Below are 18,080 nucleotides of genomic sequence, written 5' to 3'. Positions count from 1 at the left end.
CTGCCTCGCGGACGCTCAGAAGGGGAAGCCGCTGCGGCCGTGCTGGACCGAGATCCACTTGGTGGTGGTGAAGGCCTCGACGGTCGTCTCGCCGTTGAGGCGGCCGACGCCGGAGTTCTTCTCGCCGCCGAAGGGGACGAGCGGCTCGTCGTGGACGGTGGCGTCGTTCACATGGAACATGCCGGTGACGATCTGCCGGGCGAAGGCGACGCCCCGCTCGGTGTCGGCGGTGTGGACGGCGCCGCTCAGGCCGTACGGGGTGTCGTTGACCAGGCGTACGGCCTCCGCCTCGTCGTCGAAGGTGTTGAGGAAGACGACGGGGCCGAAGACCTCCTGCCGGAGCAGCGCGGAGTCGGCGGGAAGGTCCGCCAGGACGGACGGCTCGACGAGGTTGTCGGTGGTCGTGCCGTGCACGAGGGGGCTCGCGCCCTGGGCTATCGCCTGTTCGACGACGCTCGAGACCGCCTCCGCCTGCGAGGGGTTGATCATCGGGCCGATGGTGGTCTGCGGGTCGCGCGGGTCGCCGGCCTTGAGGGTCTTGACCTTGGCGACGAACTTCTCGGTGAACTCGTCGGCGAGCGAGCGGTCGACCAGGATGCGGTTGGCGGCCATGCAGACCTGGCCCTGGTGGACGAAGCGGCTGAAGACGGCCGCGTCGACCGCGTAGTCGACGTCGGCGTCGTCGAGGACGACGAACGCGCTGTTGCCGCCGAGTTCGATGACGGCCCGCTTGAAGTGCGAGGCGGCGACGGTGGCGACGTGCCGGCCGACCTTGTCGGAGCCGGTGAAGGAGATGACCCGCGGGACGGGGTGCTCCAGGAAGGCGTCGCCGATCTCGGCGATGTCGGTCACGACGACGTTCAGCAGGCCCGGCGGCAGCCCGGCGTCCTCGAAGAGCTTGGCGATCACGGTGCCGCCGGAGAGCGGGGTGTTCTGGTGAGGCTTGAGCACGACGCCGTTGCCGAGGGCGAGGGCCGGGGCGACGGACTTCAGCGACAGCAGGAACGGCACGTTGAAGGGGCTGATCACACCGACCACGCCGACCGGCTCGCGGTAGACGCGGTTCTCCTTGCCGTCGACCGGCGAGGGGAGGAGGCTGCCCTCGGTGCGCAGCGCCAGGTGGACCGACTCGCGCAGGAACTCCTTGGCGAGGTGGAGTTCGAAGGCGGCCTTGCCGATCGTGCCGCCGGCCTCGGTGACGAGGATCTCGCTGATCTGCGCCTCGCGCTCCTCGACCAGCCGCAGCACCTTCTCGAACACCGCGCGGCGGGCGAAGGCGTTGGTCGCGGCCCACTCCTTCTGGGCGCGGGCGGAGGCACGGTAGGCCTCGTCGACCTCGCCGACGGTGGCTATCGTGATCGAGGCGAGCTTCTCGCCGTCATAGGGATTGCAGACGATGATGTCCCAGTCGCCCGTCCCCGGACGCCATTCACCGTCGATGTACTGCTGGGCCAGGTCGGTGAAGTACGACGACATGCGATCCCTCAATCCCCTGCTGCGATCGGCCGCGATCGATCGGGATCACGGTCTGACCCGATCTGATCTGATCACACGTCATCGTACGGGTGACTCAAGGGAGTTGGGGAGCGAGTTGAGGAGCATCGCGGCTCCTGTAGGGGAATCCCTAGGTATGTGCGGGGCTAGGACAGCTGGATCAGGCCACGCAGCAGATCGCGGCTCTCGTCCGGGCCGGGGCTGTCCTGCTGGAGTTCCTTCAGCGCCTGCTCGTACTGGGCGACGTCCTCGCGCTTGTCCAGATAGAGCGCACTGGTGAGCTGTTCCAGATAGACGACGTCCTGGAGGTCGGACTCCGGGAAGCTCAGGATCGTGAAGGCGCCGGACTCGCCGGAGTGGCCGCCGAAGCTGAACGGCATGACCTGAAGCCGTACGTTGGGACGCTCGGAGACCTCGATCAGATGCTGGAGCTGCCCGCGCATCACCTCGCGGTCGCCGTACGGCCGGCGCAGGGCGGCCTCGTCGAGGACGATGTGGAAGTCGGGGGCGTTCTCGGCGACGAGGTACTTCTGCCGCTCCAGGCGCAGCGCCACGCGCCGGTCGACGTCGGCGGTGTTCGCGCCCTTCATGCCACGGCTGACGACGGCGTGGGCGTACGCCTCGGTCTGCAGCAGGCCGTGCACGAACTGGACCTCGTAGGCGCGGATCAGCGCGGCCGCGCCCTCCAGGCCGACGTAGGTGGGGAACCAGTTGGGCAGGACGTCCGAGTAACTGTGCCACCAGCCGGCCACGTTGGCCTCGCGGGCGAGTCCGACGAGCGACTGGCGCTCCGCGTCGTCCGCGATGCCGTAGAGCGTGAGGAGGTCCTCCACGTCCCGGGTCTTGAAGCTGACCCGGCCCAGTTCCATCCTGCTGATCTTCGACTCCGACGCTCTGATCGAGTAACCCGCCGCCTCGCGCGTGATGCCTCGGGCCTCACGCAGCCGCCGTAGTTGCGAGCCGAGCAGCATCCGCCGCACCACCGATCCGGGCTCTCCCGCGCTCACGTTCGCCAGCCTCCCCAACCGTCTTAGGGGCCGCAGTCTGCCACTAAAACACTTCGAGCAGTACTCGTCCGATTACAGAGATGGAAAGAAGCCAAAGGATACGCACAGACCAGCGCGAGGGAAGAGTGTAGGAAAGCAAGAGAAGTGCTCGCGATGAGCGAGAAGTTGGCGGAAAAAATGGCCAAGAAGCGGTACGGGCAGGTCCATTTCGGTCACGTGCACGTGCATCTGCCCTTGCATCCGCAGTGCGCATCAGAAACCATGGTCCCGCGCCACCGCTGCATCGCAACGACCGCGAATCCCGGGAGTGCCTCGCATGGGGACGAATGGATCGACCATGCTCGAGCCGTTACGGCAGGGCCTTCCGCCGCTGGATCCCGCGGCCGTGTCCAACGCTGCCTCCTGCGCTCTGCCCGCCCGCCTCGAAGCGGTGCGCGAAGCACGACAGTTCACCAAGAGGACCCTCGGCCAGTGGGACGTCGGCGACCGTTTCGACGATGTCTGTCTGGTCGTCTCGGAGTTGGTGACCAACGCGCTGAGACACGGACTGCCGTCCCCCGAGGACGGCGACCCGTGCCCGCTCGATCACGCGCGCGTGCCCGATCAGTTGCGCGCGTCCGATCACTCGCGCACGCCTGATCAGCAGCATCCGCCCGTGCGGCTGCATCTGATGCGGTGGACCGAGCGGTTGGTGTGCGCGGTGCGCGACCCCAGCCAGGACAGTCCCCTGCCCCGGGACAGCGAGGACTTCTCGGCCGAGTCGGGGCGCGGGCTCTTCCTCGTCGACTCCTTCGCCGACAGCTGGGGCTGGCACCCGCTGTCGGGCAGCCTGGGCGGGAAGGTCGTCTGGGCGCTGTTCCGGCTGCACACTCCGGCCGAATGACGAACCGCGGCGTTTCTTGACGCCGCGGTTCTACGCGCGTTGTGGTCGTTTTCCCGCAAGGTGCACGAAACATGCACGAAATGCACGGTGACGGCGGCGACTGCCGGGGCGTCGCGGACGTCGAGTGACGTGGAGGAACGCCGAGGAGCGTCGAGGGACGTCAGCTCGCGATCAGGTGGTCGAACTCGCCGTCCTTGATGCCCAGCAGCATCGCCTCGATCTCGGCGCGGGTGTAGACGAGCGCGGGGCCGTCCGGGAACCGCGAGTTGCGCACGGCCACGTCTCCGCCCGGCAGTCGCGCGAACTCCACGCAGGAACCCTGCGAATTGCTGTGCCGGCTCTTCTGCCAGGCAACCCCGTACAGCTGTGTGGCCGTCATGCCGTTGTACACGTCGTGCCCCCCGTCAACGTGGTGGTCCACAGGTCGCTCCCTGGTGGTGCACTGGCTGTTGTGGCCATTGGTGCCGTGGTCAACTGTCCCGGATCATAACCCCGTTCACGTGCAGTCGCATGAGCAGATGCACGTGCACGCGGGGTACTTGCGCGGTTACAGCTTTGACGCCCGCTTTACCCGACTCGTTCGGCTCGCCGACCGTCGTGCGGCCCAGGTGAAAGTCGTCCGGATCGAAACCACTCGTGTACTAGGAACAGACGCATGACACGGCCGTCCTGTTCCGTCGGCGCGGCAACGGATCGGCGCAGGGAAGGGCGGGGGCGCCGCCGGAGCCGTCCCGAAAGAGGCGGTTCCGGCGGACGCCCGGCATCCGCTCGGTGCGGTAGGCGGCACCTCCGGATGTGGGGCCGCGCCGCCTGCGCCAGGAGCGATCGGCGGCGGACGGGCCGGGACCCCGGGCCGCTTTCGCGGTCTCCCGCCGACAGCCAGAACCCCGGGCACCTGTCGGTCCGACGACGACGCGTCCCGTACCGGCGGACACGGTCCGCTCCGGGGACACCGCATGCCCCGACCACGGAAGACGACAACCGCCACCCCCCGCGTACGACGATGAGATCGGCGACGCGGATCGGGTGGCGGCGGCTGTCCGCATGAGGCCGGGGTCGGCTCTTCGTCGGGGAGGCGACGGAGGCGAGCGGCCAGGGATCAGTGGACGTGATGTTCGATTGTGCTCGTACAGATGACAGGGGTTCCGTACGGAGACAGCCGGGCCGAATCTACGGACGGCGGCGCGGCCGGGCGGGGGACGGGTGGACAGCGTAGGCGCGTATCGGACACGCGCGCGTGGCGTGGGGTCAGCGGGTCGGGGCGTACGGGAGGAGGGCCATTTCCCGGGCGTTCTTGATCGCTCGGGAGAGTTGGCGTTGCTGCTGGGCGGAGACGCGGGTCACCCGGCGGCTGCGGATCTTGCCCCGGTCGGAGAGGAACTTCCGCAGGAGGTCGGTGTCCTTGTAGTCGACGTAGGTGATGTCCGCCTGGTCGAGGGGGTTGGGCCGGGGCTTGGCGGGCCTGCGCTCGGGCTTGCGGGACGGGGACATGGGTGTCAGACCTCCAGGAGGGTGTCGAAGGCGGGCGGCAGCCGCTTCCAGGCGGCCCGTCCCGCGGCGTACTCGGCGTCCGTGAGCAGGCAGGACTCCAGGAGCCGCGCCAGGCCGTCGCGGTCGAGGCCCGGGGACGTGAAGACCAGGTGCTGGCAGCAGTCGCCGTGCTCGGGGTGCCAGTCCAGCGCGGCGGCGGCGCGGCGCACCGGCGGGACCAGGTCCCAGGCCGCGTCGGGGAGGGACGCCAGCCAGGGGCCGGCCGACTCCACGCACAGGGCGCCGCCGGCCGCGTCCCAGTGCAGCAGCACGTCGGGTTTGTCGGCGAGCCAGAACCTGCCCCGGCTGCGGGCGGCCGCGCAGGTCAGGTCCTCCAGCGCCGCGTACAGCCGCTCCGGGTGGAACGGGCGGCGCCGGCGCCAGACGAACGTGCTCACGCCGTGTCCGTCGGCCTCGGCGGGCAGCAGCGCGCAGGCCGGATGCTGGGCCGCGGCGGCCGACTCGACGTCGAAGCCCGCGAGCACGGCGCGAGCGAGCGGCGACTGCGCGTACGACAGTTCCGCTGACTGCACATAGGACAGTTCTGGTGGCTGCACATACGACTGTTCCGGTGACCGTGCATCCGCACGGGCGGGCGGCGGGATCCTGACCTGGCGGGCCGTCGGATGCAGTTGCGCCAGCAGCTCGCGGTCCTCGTCGTCGGCCTCATCGGAGTCGACGACGGCCAGGACGGGGGCGTACTCCAGCTGCCGCGCGAAGGTGTCGGCGACGGTGCGCTGGTCGGTGGCGGCCGCGGCGAGGCCGACGTCGGCGAGGTCGTCGCCGTTGCCGAGACACGGCAGGAGCAGCGCCGGGTCGACGGCGGTGACGACGCCGGTGACCGTGAGCCCGCCGGCCACGACCACCTCGGCCATGGCCTTGGGCTCGACGGAGTCCCACAGCTCGACCACGGCGAGGCGCGTGGCGCCGTCGTCCGCCAGCCGGAGCAGCTCGGGCACCAGGTCCTCGCGCAGCGCGCAGCAGGCGCAGTCGTTGACCAGGGGCGCCTCGCCGGCCGAGCGGATGCCGGCGGCGTCGCTGACGGTCCGCACGACCGTGCCCGCCACGGCCGTCGCGAGGTCGTGGTGCAGGGCGACGCTGCCGGGGACGTCGGCGAGCAGCCGCGCGACCGTGGCCCGGCGGGCGTCGGCGTGCAGCCCGCCGACGATCACGACCGACAGGCTCACGCCCCGCCCCGCTTCCCGTAGCGGCGCTCGAAGCGCTCGACGCGGCCGGCCGTGTCCAGAACGCGGGCGGTGCCGGTGTAGAAGGGGTGGCTGACGTCGGAGATCTCGACGTCGACGACGGGGTAGGTGGTGCCGTCCACCCACTCGATCGTCTTGTCGCCGCTCATGGTGGAGCGGGTGAGGAAGGCGTGGTTCGCGGCGCGGTCACGGAAGACGACGAGACCGTAGGCCGGGTGGATTCCCTTGCGCATGGCGGTGGTTCAGCGCTCCTCTCGGAAGTCGACGTGCCGGCCGACGACGGGGTCGTACTTGCGCAGAGTCAGGCGGTCCGGGTCGTTGCGGCGGTTCTTGCGGGTCACATAGGTGAAGCCCGTGCCCACCGTGGACCGGAGCTTGATGACCGGGCGGAGTTCGTTGCGTGCCATGCTGCTATCTTACTGAAAATGAATTCCATTAGCACTATCGATCCTGGCATCGACCGAGGAGAGGTACGTCACCCGTGTCCGCGCACTGCATGCTGACCGGCGCCCAGCCGGGCTTCGGCAACCGCATCTCCCACTCCCACCGGCGCACTTCACGCCGCTTCGACCCGAACGTCCAGAGCAAGCGGTACTGGCTGGCGAGCGAGGGCCGCCAGGTACGGCTGCGGCTGAGCACGAAGGGGATCAAGACCGTCGACGTGATCGGCGTCGAGGCGGCCGTGGCGCGCATCCGCGCGCGGGGGGTGCGGATCTGATGGCGAAGAAGAGCAAGATCGCGAAGAACGACAGGCGGCAGGAGGTCGTCGCGCGGTACGCGGCGCGGCGGGCCGAACTGAAGGAGATCGTCCGGCGGCCGTCGTCGACGCAGGCCGAGCGGGAGGCGGCGCAGCGGGAGTTGCGCGCACAGCCGCGCGACGCGAGCGCGACGCGCGTCCGCAACCGGGACCAGGTGGACGGCCGCCCGCGCGGGTACTTCCGCACCTTCGGGCTCTCCCGGGTGGGTCTGCGGAAGCAGGCGCACGCGGGGTACCTGCCCGGCGTCCGAAAGTCGTCCTGGTAGTCCCCTGGTCCCTTGGTCCCGTAGTCCCCGGGTGCCCAAGTTCCCAGGTGCCCAAGTGCCTGAAGATCACAGGCTGTCCCCAGGGTTCTGCTGAGGCTTGCTGGTAGCTTGCTGCGGTCCTTCCCGGTCGACCGGGCTCCTCCCGTCGACCGAGCCGGCCGGCTACAGCTTGGGAGCTTGCAGTGACTTCGGCGATCTTCTCGCGAGGCATGTCCCGTCGGCCGGTGCGGGCCGCGGCCGTGGCCGCCGCCGCGCTGGCGGGCATGCTCGTGCTGACCGCGTGCAGCGACGACGGGGGGTCTGGCGACGGCTCGTCGGCCACGCCCACGACGGCGTCCACGGCCACGTCGACGTCGACCGCGGGCGCCGGGGCGACGAGCGGCGCGACGGAGTCCTCGTCCGTCACCGCCTCCCCCGAGCTGGAGGGCAGCTGGCTGGCCACGACGGACGGCAAGGCCGTCGCCCTGATCGTCACCGGCAAGCAGGCCGCGCTCTTCGTGACCGGCGGGACCGTGTGCAGCGGGGCCGCCGGCAAGGAGGCGGGCATGCAGATGATCCACCTCAAGTGCACCGCCGGGACGGACGGCGAACGGAAGACCGGCATGGTCGACTCCGTCGACGCGAAGTCCCTCGCGGTCACCTGGACCGGCGCGGTCGGCAAGGAGACCTTCACCAAGGCGGAGGGCGGACAGTGGCCGTCCGGACTCCCGACGCCCGGCCTCGGGTGACGACGGGCTCCCGTGGCACCCGGCCCAGGGTGACGACGGGCTCCCGGTCGACGCCCGGCCTCGGGTAGCGAAGCGGTCACGAGGGCGGGGGCGCGCGAGAATTCGCCGCACGCGTGCGTGATGATCCTTTGAGCACCGTCACGAAACCCTAGGGATCACTCATGCGCGCCCTTCCCCTCTCCGTCGCCGCCCTCGCCGCGGCCCTGCTCCTCACCGCCTGCGGCGGCGGGGACGACAGCGACTCCGGCGGCGACGAGAGCAAGTCCGCCGAAACCGCGGCCGCTTCCAAGACCGCGGGCCCCAACGGCACCACCTGCGCCGCCGGCGACCTCGGCCAGGAGGTCGGCCCGGTCAACGCCGCGCCGGCCGCCGGAGACAGCGGCAACGTCACCGTCACGCTCACCAACAAGGGCGAGGAGTGCATCCTGGAGGGCTTCCCCAAGGTCGAGCTCCAGGCCGGCGACAGCTCCGCGACCGTGGCGATCGACGCGGCCGCCGAGGGCCAGGCGCTGACCCTCGCGGCGCAGGGCACCGCGACCTTCACGATCACCTACGTGCGCGGCGAGGACGGCGGCGACGACAGCCTCGCCGTCAAGACGGTGCAGTACGGGGTGCCGAACGCCTCGGCCACCCAGAGCTTCGCGTGGTCGTACGGCGAGGTCGCCCTGAAGAGCGCGGGCGTGGCGGACGCGACCGTCAGCGCCTTCCAGCAGGCCGGCGACTGACCTGCCGTCAGATCGCCGACCTACGGTCAGGGCGTCACGGCAGCCGGGGCCGGGAGTGCATCCTGGCCCGGTCCGCCGCTTCGGCGCCCTCGGTCCAGCCCGCCTCGTCGGTGACGCCGCGCAGGCGGGTGGAGACCGTCTCCGGGAACATCCGGTCCATGGCCGCGGTGACCGCGACCTCACGTGAGGCGAGCACCGGCAGCAGGTCGTCGGTCACCTGGGTCCCGGCGGCGGCCGCGATCTCGCCGAGCCGGGCGCCGATGCGGTGGGCGTAGGCGGCGAGGAAGGACTGCCGGAAGGACTTGGTCCGTCGGCGGCCGCCGGCCCGCTGGGCCGCCTCCGCCTTCGCCATCGCGGACTGCGCCTGCACCAGCAGCGAGGTGTAGAGCAGCTCCACCGCCGCCAGGTCGGCCTCGAAGCCGACGACCGTGGAGAAGGCGAAGGGTTCGTTCCACACCGCCCGGCAGTGGTTGGCGTCGGCGACCGCGTCCAGCAGCACCGCCTTCGCCTGCTCGTACGGCGGCTCGACGCCGATCCGGCAGGCGCCGGGCGCATCCGGGTCCGGGGCCTGGGCGTCGAGCAGCGCCTCGTCGACGCTGTGCCGGGCCATCAGCTCCTGCGCCTTCGCCGTGAGGGCCTCCGCCTCCTGGGGGAACCCGGTCGCCTCGGCCTTGGCGAGCAGCGCGCGGATGCGGGTGAGCATGCGGGAGTCCGACGGGCGGCCCGACCGGAGGTCCGACCGGAGACTCGGCCCGCGCTCCTGCAGCGGTTCGAGGGTGGGCAGCCGCAGCAGCAGGCGGTACAGCTCCAGGACGGTGGTGGCGTGCGAGAAGCGGTCGGCGCGGGGCAAGGGCGCCGCGGCGAGTTCGTCGAGCTCTTCGAGCTGCGCGGACCAGCGGGGGCCGCGCGGACGGTCGTCGGCCGACTGCGCCTGGATCAGCGACGCGAGCACGCGCGCGTGGACGACGTCCAGGTCGCGCCGGACGATCCGCGCCACGTCCGCGGGCTGCCAGCCGCGCCGCCAGAGTGCCGCCACGAACTCCGCGCCCCGGCGGGCGAGCTCGGCGTCCGCCGCGGGGTCGGCGGCGAGGACCGACGCACCGGTGTCGAGGGCCGCGTCGGCGGTTTCGTAGAGGGCGGCCTGGAAGGCTCGTTCGACTGTGCTGCTCACGGGTCGATCGTGCCATGCGCGCGTGCACGAGTGACAACCTTGGGTTGACACCCTTCTACTGTCAACCTAGGGTTGACATATGACGACTCCACGACCCGGCACGTCCGGCCCTGGTACCTCCATCCGCCTCGACGACCTCATCGACGCCATCAAGAAGGTCCACAACGAGCCGCTCGACCAGCTCCAGGACGCCGTCATCGCCGCCGACCACCTCGGCGACGTCGCGGACCACCTCATCGGTCACTTCGTCGACCAGGCCCGCCGCTCCGGCGCGTCCTGGACCGACATCGGCCGGAGCATGGGCGTCACCCGGCAGGCCGCTCAGAAGCGGTTCGTGCCCAAGGAGTCGGCCGACCTCGACCCCAGTCAGGGCTTCTCCCGGTACACCCCGCGCGCGCGGAGCGCGGTGATGGCCGCCCACAGCGCCTCCAAGGCGGCCGGGAACGTCGAGATCGTGCCCGCGCACCTCGTCCTCGGCCTGCTCGCCGAGCCGGAGGGCCTCGCGGCGAAGGCGATCGTCGAGCAGGGCGTCTCCCTGGAGGCGCTCAACGAGGCCGCGACCGCCGCGCTGCCGCCGAGCGCCGGGGAGGCGCCGGAGCTGATCCCCTTCGGCCCGGACGCCAAGAAGGCCCTGGAACTCACCTTCCGCGAGGCGCTCCGCCTCGGCCACAACTACGTCGGCACCGAGCATGTCCTGCTGGCCCTGCTGGAGCACGAGAACGGCGAGGGCGTGCTCAGCGGCCTCGGCGTCGACAAGTCGGAGACCGAGAGGTACGTGGCGAAGGCACTGGCGGAGCTGGTGCGGGCGCGTGCGGAGGAGACGCAGGAGGGTTCCTGAGCCACGGGCGTCGGGCGTCCGGTCCGTTCCTGGCGGGTTCGTTCGGGGCCGTTGTCAGACCCCCCTGCGACACTCGCAGCATGGCCGACCGGTGGGCACTCGCTCCGGCCGAGGACGGTGGCGTGGAACTCGCCCCCCTCGGTCCGGCAGGGCTGCCCGCCGGCCCGGTGCTGCGGGAGGCGGACCTGACGCGGGCCGTGCGCGAGCGGCCCGACGTCACCCGCTGGGTCTGGCGTTCCACGGCCGAGGTGTATCCGCGTCTGCTCGCCACGGGGGTGCGAGTCGAGCGGTGCTACGACGTCGAGGACGCCGAGACCCTCCTCCTGGGCCACGAGGGGCGCTCCGGCGAGCCCCGTTCGGCGGCCGCCGCGCTGGCCCGGCTGCGCGGCGGCCCCGTACCGCCGGATCCGCCGCTGCGCGCCGCCGCGCCCGGCGCGCAGTCCTCGCTGTTCGAGGCGCAGGACACCGCCGTGCGGCTGCCGCTGGACGACCTCCTCGCCGTCTACGCCGAGCAGCAGCGGCGGCAGGAGCGGGCCGAACACCCCGCGCGGATGCGGCTGCTGACGGCAGCGGAGTCGGCGGGGATGCTGGTGGCCGCCGAGATGAACCGGGCCGGGCTGCCCTGGAGCGCGGAAGTGCACCGCGCGGTCCTGCACGACCTGCTCGGCGAGCGGTACGCGGGCGGCGGCGAGCCCCGGCGGCTGGCCGAGCTGGCCGACGAGGTGTCCGCCGCGTTCGGGCGCCGGGTCCGCCCCGACCTGCCCGCCGATGTCGTCAAGGCCTTCGGGCAGGCGGGCATCCGGATCAAGTCGACCCGGCGCTGGGAGATCGAGAGCCTCGACCACCCGGCCGTGAAGCCCCTGATCGAGTACAAGAAGCTGTATCGCATCTGGGTGGCCCATGGCTGGTCCTGGCTCCAGGACTGGGTGCGGGACGGGCGGTTCCGGCCGGAGTTCCTCGCGCACGGCACGGTCACCGGGCGCTGGGTGACCAACGGCGGGGGCGCCCTGCAGATCCCGAAGATCATCCGGCGGGCCGTGGTCGCCGACCCCGGCTGGCGGCTCGTCGTCGCGGACGCCGACCAGATGGAGCCGCGCGTGCTGGCCGCGATCTCCCGCGACCCCGGGCTGATGGAGGTGGCGGGCCGGGAGACCGACCTCTACCAGTCCGTCTCCGACCGCGCCTTCTCCGGCGACCGGGACCAGGCCAAGCTCGCCGTCCTGGGCGCGGTCTACGGCCAGACCTCCGGGGACGGCCTGAAGAACCTCGCCGCGCTGCGCCGCCGCTTCCCGCGCGCGGTGGCGTACGTCGACGACGCGGCCAAGGCCGGCGAGGAGGGCCGGCTCGTACGGACCTGGCTGGGGCGGACCTGCCCGCCGGCGGCGGGAGCGGGCGGCGAGGCAACGGAGGAGGCCGGCATCCCGATCACCCCGGAGGAGGACGGCGCACCGCCTACGGGCCAGGAATGGGTGCCGGGGTACGCGTCGACCAACGCACGCGCGCGTGGCCGCTTCGCCCGCAACTTCGTCGTCCAGGGCAGCGCCGCCGACTGGACGCTGCTGCTGCTCGCCGCGCTGCGGCAGACCTGTGCGGGGATGGCGGCCGAACTGGTCTTCTTCCAGCACGACGAAGTGATCGTGCACTGCCCGCAGGAGGAGGCCGAGACGGTCGTCGCCGCGATCCGGGAGGCCTCCGACCTGGCCGGACGCCTGACGTTCGGGGATACGCCGGTGCGGTTTCCGTTCACTACGGCCGTGGTGGAGTGCTATGCCGACGCGAAGTGATCAGTCCGATCCGCCCAATCCGCTGCCCGGCCCGCCGATCAGCTCCCTGAGCTCCCGGACGACGGCCTTCTCGTCCGTCCCGTCCAGCGCGTCGAGGGCCGCCCGCCACTCCTCGCGCGCGTGCTCCCACTCCCCCTGCTCCCGCAGCAGCAGACCGTGCTGGTGCCGGGCCAGACCGCCGGTGTAGCGGTCGGCGCGGGCGTCGGCGCGGCGCAGGAGTTCGGCGCACTCCCGCAGCGCGCGGGCGGTGCCGTCCGGGCCCAGCGCGCGCAGGGCGCGGACGAGACCGAGCCGGGACTGGGACTCGCCGTGCCAGTCGCCGTGGCCGGCGGGGATGCGCAGGCTCTCCTCGAAGTGCGGGAGCGCGGCGGCCGGTTCACCGAGGGCGAGATGGGCGTAGCCGATGTTGCAGTGCGCGGAGTGCTGCACGATGACGGCGCCGATCTCGTCCCCGATGGCGAGCGAGCGGCGGTGCTGCTCGATGGCGGCCCGCGGATCGATGTGCTCGTACAGGTTGCCGAGATGGCTGTGGGTGACGGCCTCGCCGTGCCGGTCCGCCAACTGCCGCGAGTACTGCAGGCTCTGGCGCAGCGCCGCGCAGGACTCCTCGTACCGGCCGAGGCCTTCCAGCAGCAGCCCCCGGTTGTTGAGGCAGCGACGGATCCAGGAGAGCCGGTCGAGCCGCCGCCAGATGGCGAGGGCCCGGTCGTTGAGGGCGAGGGCGTCCTGCTGGCGGCCGGTCAGGAAGTGCAGGCCGGCGACATCGCCGAGCGCGTATGCCTCGGCCGCCTCGTCCCCGAGCCGACGCGCCGCCCGCAGCGCGGTCCGCCCGAGCACCTCCATCTCGGCGACGCGGCCTCTGCGCTGGAGGTAGGGGAAGAGGAGGCGGAGGAGGGTGGAGAGGATGGCGGCCACGGCCGCAGTCATGTCCCCGTCCCCGTCCTCATGGCTTGTGGTGCTGCTCTCCACCAGCGCGACGATGTTCTCCAGTTCCGTGTCGCCCCAGGCGAAGGCTTCTTCGGGGCCGGCGAAAGGGGGTACGTCCGTGACGTGTGCCGCGTGGGCGGGTGGCTGGGCGGCCGTCGGACGGCGTCGGTCGTCCTCGTCGGGGCCCGCTCCGAGGATGGCGGTGAGGGCGCGTTCGGCTACGGCGGCGTAGTGGTGGAGTGCGCGGTGGAGTGCGGTGGGCAGGGGGTCGGCGATGCCGTCCGACTCGGGGAGTTCGGGGAGTTCCGCGAGTTCACGGGCGAAGTCCCGGACCAGGTCGTGGGGGGTGTAGCGGCCGTAGGCCCGCTCCTCCAGGAGGGCGACGTCGACGAGACGGTTCAGGGCGGCCTCGGCGCGGGGTTCGTCGGTGCCGGTGAGCCCGGCGAGCAGGGCGGCTCCGTAGGCGGGGAGGTCGAGCGCGCCGATGCGGCGGAGGACGAGGGCGGCGTCCCGGTCGGCCTGGCGTCCGGAGGCGGCGAGCGCGTCGTGGGCGACGGCGAGGGAACGGCGGACGCTGAGGTCGTCGTACTCCAGATGCCACAACCTGCTTGTCGTCGCGGCGAGTTGGCCCGCCAGCGCATCCGGGGTGAGGGCGCTGCGTGCGGCGAGGCGGGCGGCGACGACGCGCAGCGCGAGCGGCAGACGTCCGGTGAGGTCGACGAGGGGGTGGGCCGCGTCCAGGTCGGCGCGCCCCGCGCCGGGACCGGAGGCCGCGCGCAGCAGGGCCGCGCTGTCCTCGCCGGACAAGGGAGCGAGCGGGAAGCGGTGGGCTCCGTCGAGGACGGTCAGGGACGAGCGGCTGGTGACGATCACCGCGCAGCCGGGGCCGGCCGGCAGCAGCGGGCGGACCTGGGCGGCGGTGGCGACGTCGTCCAGCATGAGGAGGGTCCGGGTCGGGGCGAGCAGGGTGCGCAGCAACGCGGCTGCGGCGTCCGGGTGTTCGGGGATGTTCCGGGGTTCGACACCGAGGTCACGGAGCAGGGCGACGAGCGCCTGGCCTGCGGTGAGGGGGGTCATGCCGGGGGTGGCGCCGTGCAGGTGGAGGTAGAGCTGACCATCGAAGAAACGTTCCTTCAGAGCGTGCGCGACGTGCAGGGCGAGCGCGCTTTTGCCTACGCCGGCCATGCCGCTGAGCACGACGACGGGGCAGTTGCCTTCAGGGAGGCCTGTGGGGGCGGTAGGTGGGTTGGAGCGGTTGGCCGGGTTGGCCGGGTTGGATGGGTTGGACGGGTTGGATGGGTTGGACCGGTCGGCGGTGAGGGTGTGGAGCAGGTGGTGCAGGGTTTCGCCGCGACCGGTGAAGTGGGCTGGTGGGGGCGGGAGTTGTGCGGGGAGCTGGGCCGGGTGGTGGGTGTGCCGGGAGGAGGGGTCGGACGCCGGACCCGGGGCGGGCATGGGAGACGGGGGCGGAGGTGAGGGCCGACCCTGGGGCTGGAGAGCGTCGGTCGCCGTCGAGCCGAGCACTTCCACGTGGGCCTCGCGTACGGCCGGGCCCGGTTCGATGCCGAGTTCCTCGACGAGACGGGCGCGCAGGTCGCGATGGACGGCGAGGGCCTCGGCCTGACGGCCCGTGCGGTGCAGGGCGAGCATCAGCTGACGCTGGTACGCCTCGCGCAGCGGATACTCGGCGGCCAGGGCGATCAATTCCGGAACGATGCGGGCGAACCGCGTTCCGTCGAGGCCGTCGCGTGCGCTGAGCCCGCCGGGGCCGCCGCGTCCGCCAAGAATGTCGGGGCCATCCAGTCCGCCGAGGGCGAGTTCGGCGTCGTAGCGCCACTCCAACAGCAGCAGCCGGGCCTCCCGCAGGCGGCGTACGAAGGCGTATCCGCCCAGGTCGGCCGGGAGGCCGCTGAGCGGGGCGCCTCGCCAGAGCGCGAGCGCCGCCGCGCACTCGCGCAGGACCCGTTCCCAGTTCCGGGCGGCATGCGCGCCGCGCGCCGCGGCGACGTGATCCTCGAACACGTGGACGTCGAGCTCACCCTGTTCGACCCTGAGCTGGTAGCCGGGCGGCACCGCCCGCAGCCGGTCCGGGTCGTCGAGCAGTCGGCGCAGCCTGGTCACATGGTTGTGCAGCGAGGCCTGCGCGGACGCCGGCGGCGCGCCGCCCCACAGCGCCTCCTTGAGCGACTCGACGGGGACGATCCGGCCCGCGTCGAGAAGCAGGGCGGCGAGCAGGACCCGCACTTTGGGGCTGCGGACGGTGTCGTAGGGGAGGTCACCGTCGGCCGAGATGTCGGCCGAGATGTCGACCGTGGTGTCGACCGGTACGTCGACCGGTACGTCGTCCGGTACGTCGTCCGGCGTGTACAAGACCGGTGGGCCCAGCAGTCCGAACCGCAGCCCGTGCCGCCGCCGCATCACGCCGCCCCTCGCCCTTCCGCATCCACCCGACCGCCCGGCCACCCGGTCGCCCGGTCGCCATACCGTCCGGACGGAATTCTGCCCGGACGGCATGGCGATATTCCGCCATCCTGCTACCCGGCGGTTCCCGCCCGAATCGGCCGTCGGTCTGGCCGACACCCGTGTCCGTCCGACGACTTCAGGCCAAGTGAACCCCAGTGACCAGGGACGACGCAGAGAACCGTTGGCGATATGTTAGCGATTCGTTGGCGCGATCTGATGTGATCACATCATCGGAACCGGCCCGACGGCGCGCGCGTGTCGACGCGCAACTCGGGGGAGTGTCGCCGCCACGGTCGGCTCCGGGGCGGGCGGGGTCTCAGGTCGGCGGAGGTGACCGACCCGGGGCCCCGCGCCCCGTTCTCCCCGCGCCCCCGGATGCACTGAGGGCGGATCAGATGATCGGGGGCCTGCCCAGCCGGGTCAGCTGCCACACCGTCCGCCATTTCATGGGACGGCGGGGGCCCGCCGGTTTCCGCACGCCCTCCGCGAACCCGCCGAACCAGGCCTTGAGGCCGCCGAGCGAGCGCGTGCGCAGGAGAGTGACGGCGATCCAGACGCCCAGATGGACCGGAATGAGGAGCAGCGGAAGGTTGCGCCGGACCAGCCAGACCCGGTTCCGGGCCGTGACGCGGTGGTATATGGCGTGCCGGGCGGGCGAGGTCTTGGGGTGCTGGAGCAGCAGCTCGGGCGCGTAGAGGATCTTCCAGCCCGCGTCGGTGGCGCGCCAGGCGAGGTCGGTCTCCTCGTGCGCGAAGAAGAACTCGGCGGGCCAGTCGCCGGTCTCGGCGAGCATGGCCATGCTCAGGGCGTGCCCGCCGCCGAGGAAGCCGGTGACGTACCCGCCCTGCATCGGGTCGGCGGCGCCGACGCGTGGCACGTGCCGGCGCTGGGTCTCGCCGTGCTCGTCGGCGATGCGGAAGCCGACGATGCCGAGGCGGGGGTCGGCGGCGTAGTGGTCCCGGACGCGGCGCAGGACGTCGGCGTCGACGAGGAGCCCGTCGTCGTCCAGTTCGACGACGACGTCCACGTCTCCGAACTCGCGCAGGCGGGCGAGGGCGACGTTGCGGCCGCCGGGGCAGCCGAGGTTCTCGTCGACGTCGATCGTGGTGACCTCGCCGGGCATCGCAAGGCGCTCGGCGAAGTCGGGGAGGCGACAGCCATTGCCCACGATCACGACGCGCGAAGCGGCCAGGTCCTGCTTGGCCACGGACTCCAACAGCGCGTCGACCTCTGCAGGCCGGTTGCCCATGGTCACCACGGCAACGGCGATCCTCGGCTCCACCACGTCCCTCACTTCGTCCGGCTCTCGACGGCGACCGCGTCCCTGCGGCTTCGTCGTTCACCTAGATGTTGCCTCAGGTGCGGACGTTGCTCCGTCATCCCCGTATTTTGCTTCGCTTTTGTCGGGGTTCTCCTTCTCCCGAGCAGAGGAAATGGTCGCGCAGCGCGTTCTCTGTGACATCGCCGACATGTGGTGTCCCATAGCCTGCCGACTGCTCGGTCGCGGTGAAGAGATCGTCGGCGACGGCGGCACGGACCGCGCGCTGCGACCAGATGGCGAGCTGATCGAGGTCGGTGCAGGATTCGACGCGCTCACGGACGGCGTCCGGCACGGGGATGTCACGCCATTCGAGGATCCGAAGGGTCATTTCGACCCGGTCCGCGACTCGGCCTTCCTCACGGCCTTCCTCACGGCCTTGCTCACGTACCTCCTCGGCGAGGGGGTGACGCCAGAAGTACTGCATCGCGGTCATGAGTTCCCTCCGCTACGCCGCGTTGAGTTCGCACCACACCAGTTTGCCGCGGTGTCCCATGCGGGACAGCGGCTGCCAGTGCCAGAGGTCCGAGCAGGCCCGCACCAGCGCCATGCCCCGGCCGCTCTCGGCATCCCCGAGCCCCTCCAGCCTGCGCGGCGGGTCGGGCGGCTCGGGGTCCGCGTCCCACGCGCCGATCTGCAGGACGCCGTCCCGCAGGCGGATGCGCAGACAGGCGGGGCCCTTGGTGTGCAGGACGGCGTTGGACATCAGCTCGGAGGCGAGCAGCTCCGCGGTGTCGACGAGGTGGGCGAGGCCGTGGAGCGTGAGGATCAGGCGCAGGGTGCGACGGCAGACGGTGACGGCGCGGGGGTCGGTGGGGATGTAGAGGGAGTACTCCCAGGAGTCGGGGGCGGGGCTGGTTTCGGGCATGGGTCAGCTCCAAGCGGGTGGGGGGTGGTTGGGCGCGCGGTGGCAGTGCCGCAGCCGTCATGGCAGGACGGAACGGTGCGCTTCCGCAGCGTATGCGTTGCGTCACCGACGGTAGA

General features: G+C 71.8%; 18 protein-coding genes and 1 pseudogene. 7 read left to right on the top strand and 12 right to left on the bottom strand.

What is annotated here, in order from left to right; translation table 11 throughout:
• Positions 1-15: 15 nt before the first annotated feature.
• The gene (locus tag ACWCPF_RS16190; RefSeq protein ID WP_451045652.1) at positions 16-1,476 is read right to left on the bottom strand and encodes an aldehyde dehydrogenase family protein; all 1,461 of its coding nucleotides are present in this window, start codon (positions 1,474-1,476) and stop codon (positions 16-18) included.
• Between the two features lie 164 nt (positions 1,477-1,640).
• On the bottom strand, positions 1,641-2,465 hold the full coding sequence (locus ACWCPF_RS16185) for a helix-turn-helix domain-containing protein (protein ID WP_451045723.1): 825 nt from the start codon (positions 2,463-2,465) through the stop codon (positions 1,641-1,643).
• Positions 2,466-2,838: 373 nt separating this feature from the next.
• On the opposite strand from ACWCPF_RS16185, the gene ACWCPF_RS16180 reads away from it, so the two are divergent.
• Positions 2,839-3,384 carry an ATP-binding protein gene (locus ACWCPF_RS16180; RefSeq protein ID WP_451045651.1) on the top strand — a complete coding sequence of 182 codons (546 nt, stop codon included), beginning with the start codon at positions 2,839-2,841 and terminating at the stop codon, positions 3,382-3,384.
• Between the two features lie 160 nt (positions 3,385-3,544).
• Here the strand turns inward: ACWCPF_RS16180 and ACWCPF_RS16175 are convergent, their stop codons facing one another.
• The 5 genes from ACWCPF_RS16175 to rpmG form a co-directional block, all read right to left on the bottom strand.
• Positions 3,545-3,763 (bottom strand): DUF397 domain-containing protein, encoded by a 219-nt coding sequence (locus tag ACWCPF_RS16175; protein WP_052183895.1) that lies wholly within the window; start codon positions 3,761-3,763, stop codon positions 3,545-3,547.
• Positions 3,764-4,632: 869 nt separating this feature from the next.
• Positions 4,633-4,875, bottom strand: a complete 243-nt coding sequence (gene rpsR, locus ACWCPF_RS16170) for a 30S ribosomal protein S18 (protein WP_451045650.1) — start codon at positions 4,873-4,875, stop codon at positions 4,633-4,635.
• Positions 4,876-4,880: 5 nt separating this feature from the next.
• Positions 4,881-6,101, bottom strand: coding sequence for a CobW family GTP-binding protein (locus ACWCPF_RS16165; protein ID WP_451045649.1), 1,221 nt, complete (start codon positions 6,099-6,101; stop codon positions 4,881-4,883).
• On the bottom strand, positions 6,098-6,352 hold the full coding sequence (locus ACWCPF_RS16160) for a type B 50S ribosomal protein L31 (protein ID WP_451045648.1): 255 nt from the start codon (positions 6,350-6,352) through the stop codon (positions 6,098-6,100). The genes ACWCPF_RS16165 and ACWCPF_RS16160 overlap by 4 nt, the downstream gene beginning before the upstream one ends.
• Before the next feature lie 9 nt (positions 6,353-6,361).
• Positions 6,362-6,526 (bottom strand): 50S ribosomal protein L33, encoded by a 165-nt coding sequence (rpmG, locus tag ACWCPF_RS16155; RefSeq protein ID WP_351915463.1) that lies wholly within the window; start codon positions 6,524-6,526, stop codon positions 6,362-6,364.
• Between the two features lie 74 nt (positions 6,527-6,600).
• Here rpmG and rpmB point away from each other — a divergent pair, with 74 nt between their 5' ends.
• The 4 genes from rpmB (at position 6,601) to ACWCPF_RS16135 (ending at position 8,595) form a co-directional block, all read left to right on the top strand.
• Positions 6,601-6,837: a 50S ribosomal protein L28 gene (gene rpmB, locus ACWCPF_RS16150; protein WP_451045647.1), complete on the top strand. Its 237-nt coding sequence runs from the start codon at positions 6,601-6,603 to the stop codon at positions 6,835-6,837.
• Positions 6,837-7,142, top strand: a complete 306-nt coding sequence (gene rpsN, locus ACWCPF_RS16145; protein ID WP_451045646.1) for a 30S ribosomal protein S14 — start codon at positions 6,837-6,839, stop codon at positions 7,140-7,142. The genes rpmB and rpsN overlap by 1 nt, the downstream gene beginning before the upstream one ends.
• A 182-nt stretch (positions 7,143-7,324) precedes the next feature.
• Positions 7,325-7,870: a hypothetical protein gene (locus ACWCPF_RS16140; protein WP_451045645.1), complete on the top strand. Its 546-nt coding sequence runs from the start codon at positions 7,325-7,327 to the stop codon at positions 7,868-7,870.
• A 161-nt stretch (positions 7,871-8,031) separates the two neighbouring features.
• Entirely contained in the window at positions 8,032-8,595 is a 564-nt protein-coding gene (locus tag ACWCPF_RS16135; RefSeq protein ID WP_451045644.1) for a DUF4232 domain-containing protein, read from the top strand.
• 34 nt (positions 8,596-8,629) lie between these two features.
• Here the strand turns inward: ACWCPF_RS16135 and ACWCPF_RS16130 are convergent, their stop codons facing one another.
• Positions 8,630-9,766: a DUF2786 domain-containing protein gene (locus tag ACWCPF_RS16130; protein ID WP_451045643.1), complete on the bottom strand. Its 1,137-nt coding sequence runs from the start codon at positions 9,764-9,766 to the stop codon at positions 8,630-8,632.
• 79 nt (positions 9,767-9,845) lie between these two features.
• Between ACWCPF_RS16130 and ACWCPF_RS16125 the strand changes: the two genes are divergently transcribed.
• Together ACWCPF_RS16125 and ACWCPF_RS16120 are read left to right on the top strand one after the other, a co-directional pair.
• Positions 9,846-10,604, top strand: coding sequence for a Clp protease N-terminal domain-containing protein (locus tag ACWCPF_RS16125; protein WP_451045642.1), 759 nt, complete (start codon positions 9,846-9,848; stop codon positions 10,602-10,604).
• A gap of 80 nt (positions 10,605-10,684) precedes the next feature.
• A complete protein-coding gene (locus ACWCPF_RS16120) occupies positions 10,685-12,388 on the top strand; it encodes a bifunctional 3'-5' exonuclease/DNA polymerase (protein WP_451045641.1) in 1,704 nt (567 codons plus the stop codon).
• Here ACWCPF_RS16120 and ACWCPF_RS16115 read toward each other — a convergent pair whose 3' ends face one another.
• The 4 genes and pseudogenes from ACWCPF_RS16115 to ACWCPF_RS16100 all read right to left on the bottom strand — a co-directional run bounded on the left by ACWCPF_RS16115 (position 12,389) and on the right by ACWCPF_RS16100 (position 17,964).
• On the bottom strand, positions 12,389-15,733 hold the full coding sequence (locus tag ACWCPF_RS16115) for a BTAD domain-containing putative transcriptional regulator (RefSeq protein ID WP_451045640.1): 3,345 nt from the start codon (positions 15,731-15,733) through the stop codon (positions 12,389-12,391).
• Positions 15,734-16,169: 436 nt separating this feature from the next.
• A complete protein-coding gene (locus ACWCPF_RS16110) occupies positions 16,170-17,063 on the bottom strand; it encodes a glycosyltransferase family 2 protein (protein WP_451045639.1) in 894 nt (297 codons plus the stop codon).
• A gap of 223 nt (positions 17,064-17,286) precedes the next feature.
• Positions 17,287-17,541, bottom strand: a pseudogene (locus ACWCPF_RS16105) (hypothetical protein); the annotation flags it as partial.
• A 3-nt stretch (positions 17,542-17,544) separates the two neighbouring features.
• Entirely contained in the window at positions 17,545-17,964 is a 420-nt protein-coding gene (locus ACWCPF_RS16100) for an ATP-binding protein (RefSeq protein ID WP_451045638.1), read from the bottom strand.
• Positions 17,965-18,080: the final 116 nt, after the last annotated feature.

This window comes from Streptomyces sp. NPDC001858, from assembly GCF_053594615.1.
Note: the sequence above shows the minus strand (reverse complement) of the source record. Positions and strands in the feature narration are given on the sequence as shown.

What these genes read in the sequence shown, in the direction of transcription:
- ACWCPF_RS16190 (WP_451045652.1), bottom strand. Translation starts at nt 1,476, where the DNA reads ATGTCGTCGTACTTCACCGACCTGGCCCAGCAGTACATCGACGGTGAA.
- ACWCPF_RS16185 (WP_451045723.1), bottom strand. Translation starts at nt 2,465, where the DNA reads ATGCTGCTCGGCTCGCAACTACGGCGGCTGCGTGAGGCCCGAGGCATC.
- ACWCPF_RS16180 (WP_451045651.1), top strand. Translation starts at nt 2,839, where the DNA reads ATGCTCGAGCCGTTACGGCAGGGCCTTCCGCCGCTGGATCCCGCGGCC.
- ACWCPF_RS16175 (WP_052183895.1), bottom strand. Translation starts at nt 3,763, where the DNA reads ATGACGGCCACACAGCTGTACGGGGTTGCCTGGCAGAAGAGCCGGCAC.
- rpsR (WP_451045650.1), bottom strand. Translation starts at nt 4,875, where the DNA reads ATGTCCCCGTCCCGCAAGCCCGAGCGCAGGCCCGCCAAGCCCCGGCCC.
- ACWCPF_RS16160 (WP_451045648.1), bottom strand. Translation starts at nt 6,352, where the DNA reads ATGCGCAAGGGAATCCACCCGGCCTACGGTCTCGTCGTCTTCCGTGAC.
- rpmG (WP_351915463.1), bottom strand. Translation starts at nt 6,526, where the DNA reads ATGGCACGCAACGAACTCCGCCCGGTCATCAAGCTCCGGTCCACGGTG.
- rpsN (WP_451045646.1), top strand. Translation starts at nt 6,837, where the DNA reads ATGGCGAAGAAGAGCAAGATCGCGAAGAACGACAGGCGGCAGGAGGTC.
- ACWCPF_RS16135 (WP_451045644.1), top strand. Translation starts at nt 8,032, where the DNA reads ATGCGCGCCCTTCCCCTCTCCGTCGCCGCCCTCGCCGCGGCCCTGCTC.
- ACWCPF_RS16125 (WP_451045642.1), top strand. Translation starts at nt 9,846, where the DNA reads ATGACGACTCCACGACCCGGCACGTCCGGCCCTGGTACCTCCATCCGC.
- ACWCPF_RS16120 (WP_451045641.1), top strand. Translation starts at nt 10,685, where the DNA reads ATGGCCGACCGGTGGGCACTCGCTCCGGCCGAGGACGGTGGCGTGGAA.
- ACWCPF_RS16115 (WP_451045640.1), bottom strand. Translation starts at nt 15,733, where the DNA reads ATGCGGCGGCGGCACGGGCTGCGGTTCGGACTGCTGGGCCCACCGGTC.
- ACWCPF_RS16100 (WP_451045638.1), bottom strand. Translation starts at nt 17,964, where the DNA reads ATGCCCGAAACCAGCCCCGCCCCCGACTCCTGGGAGTACTCCCTCTAC.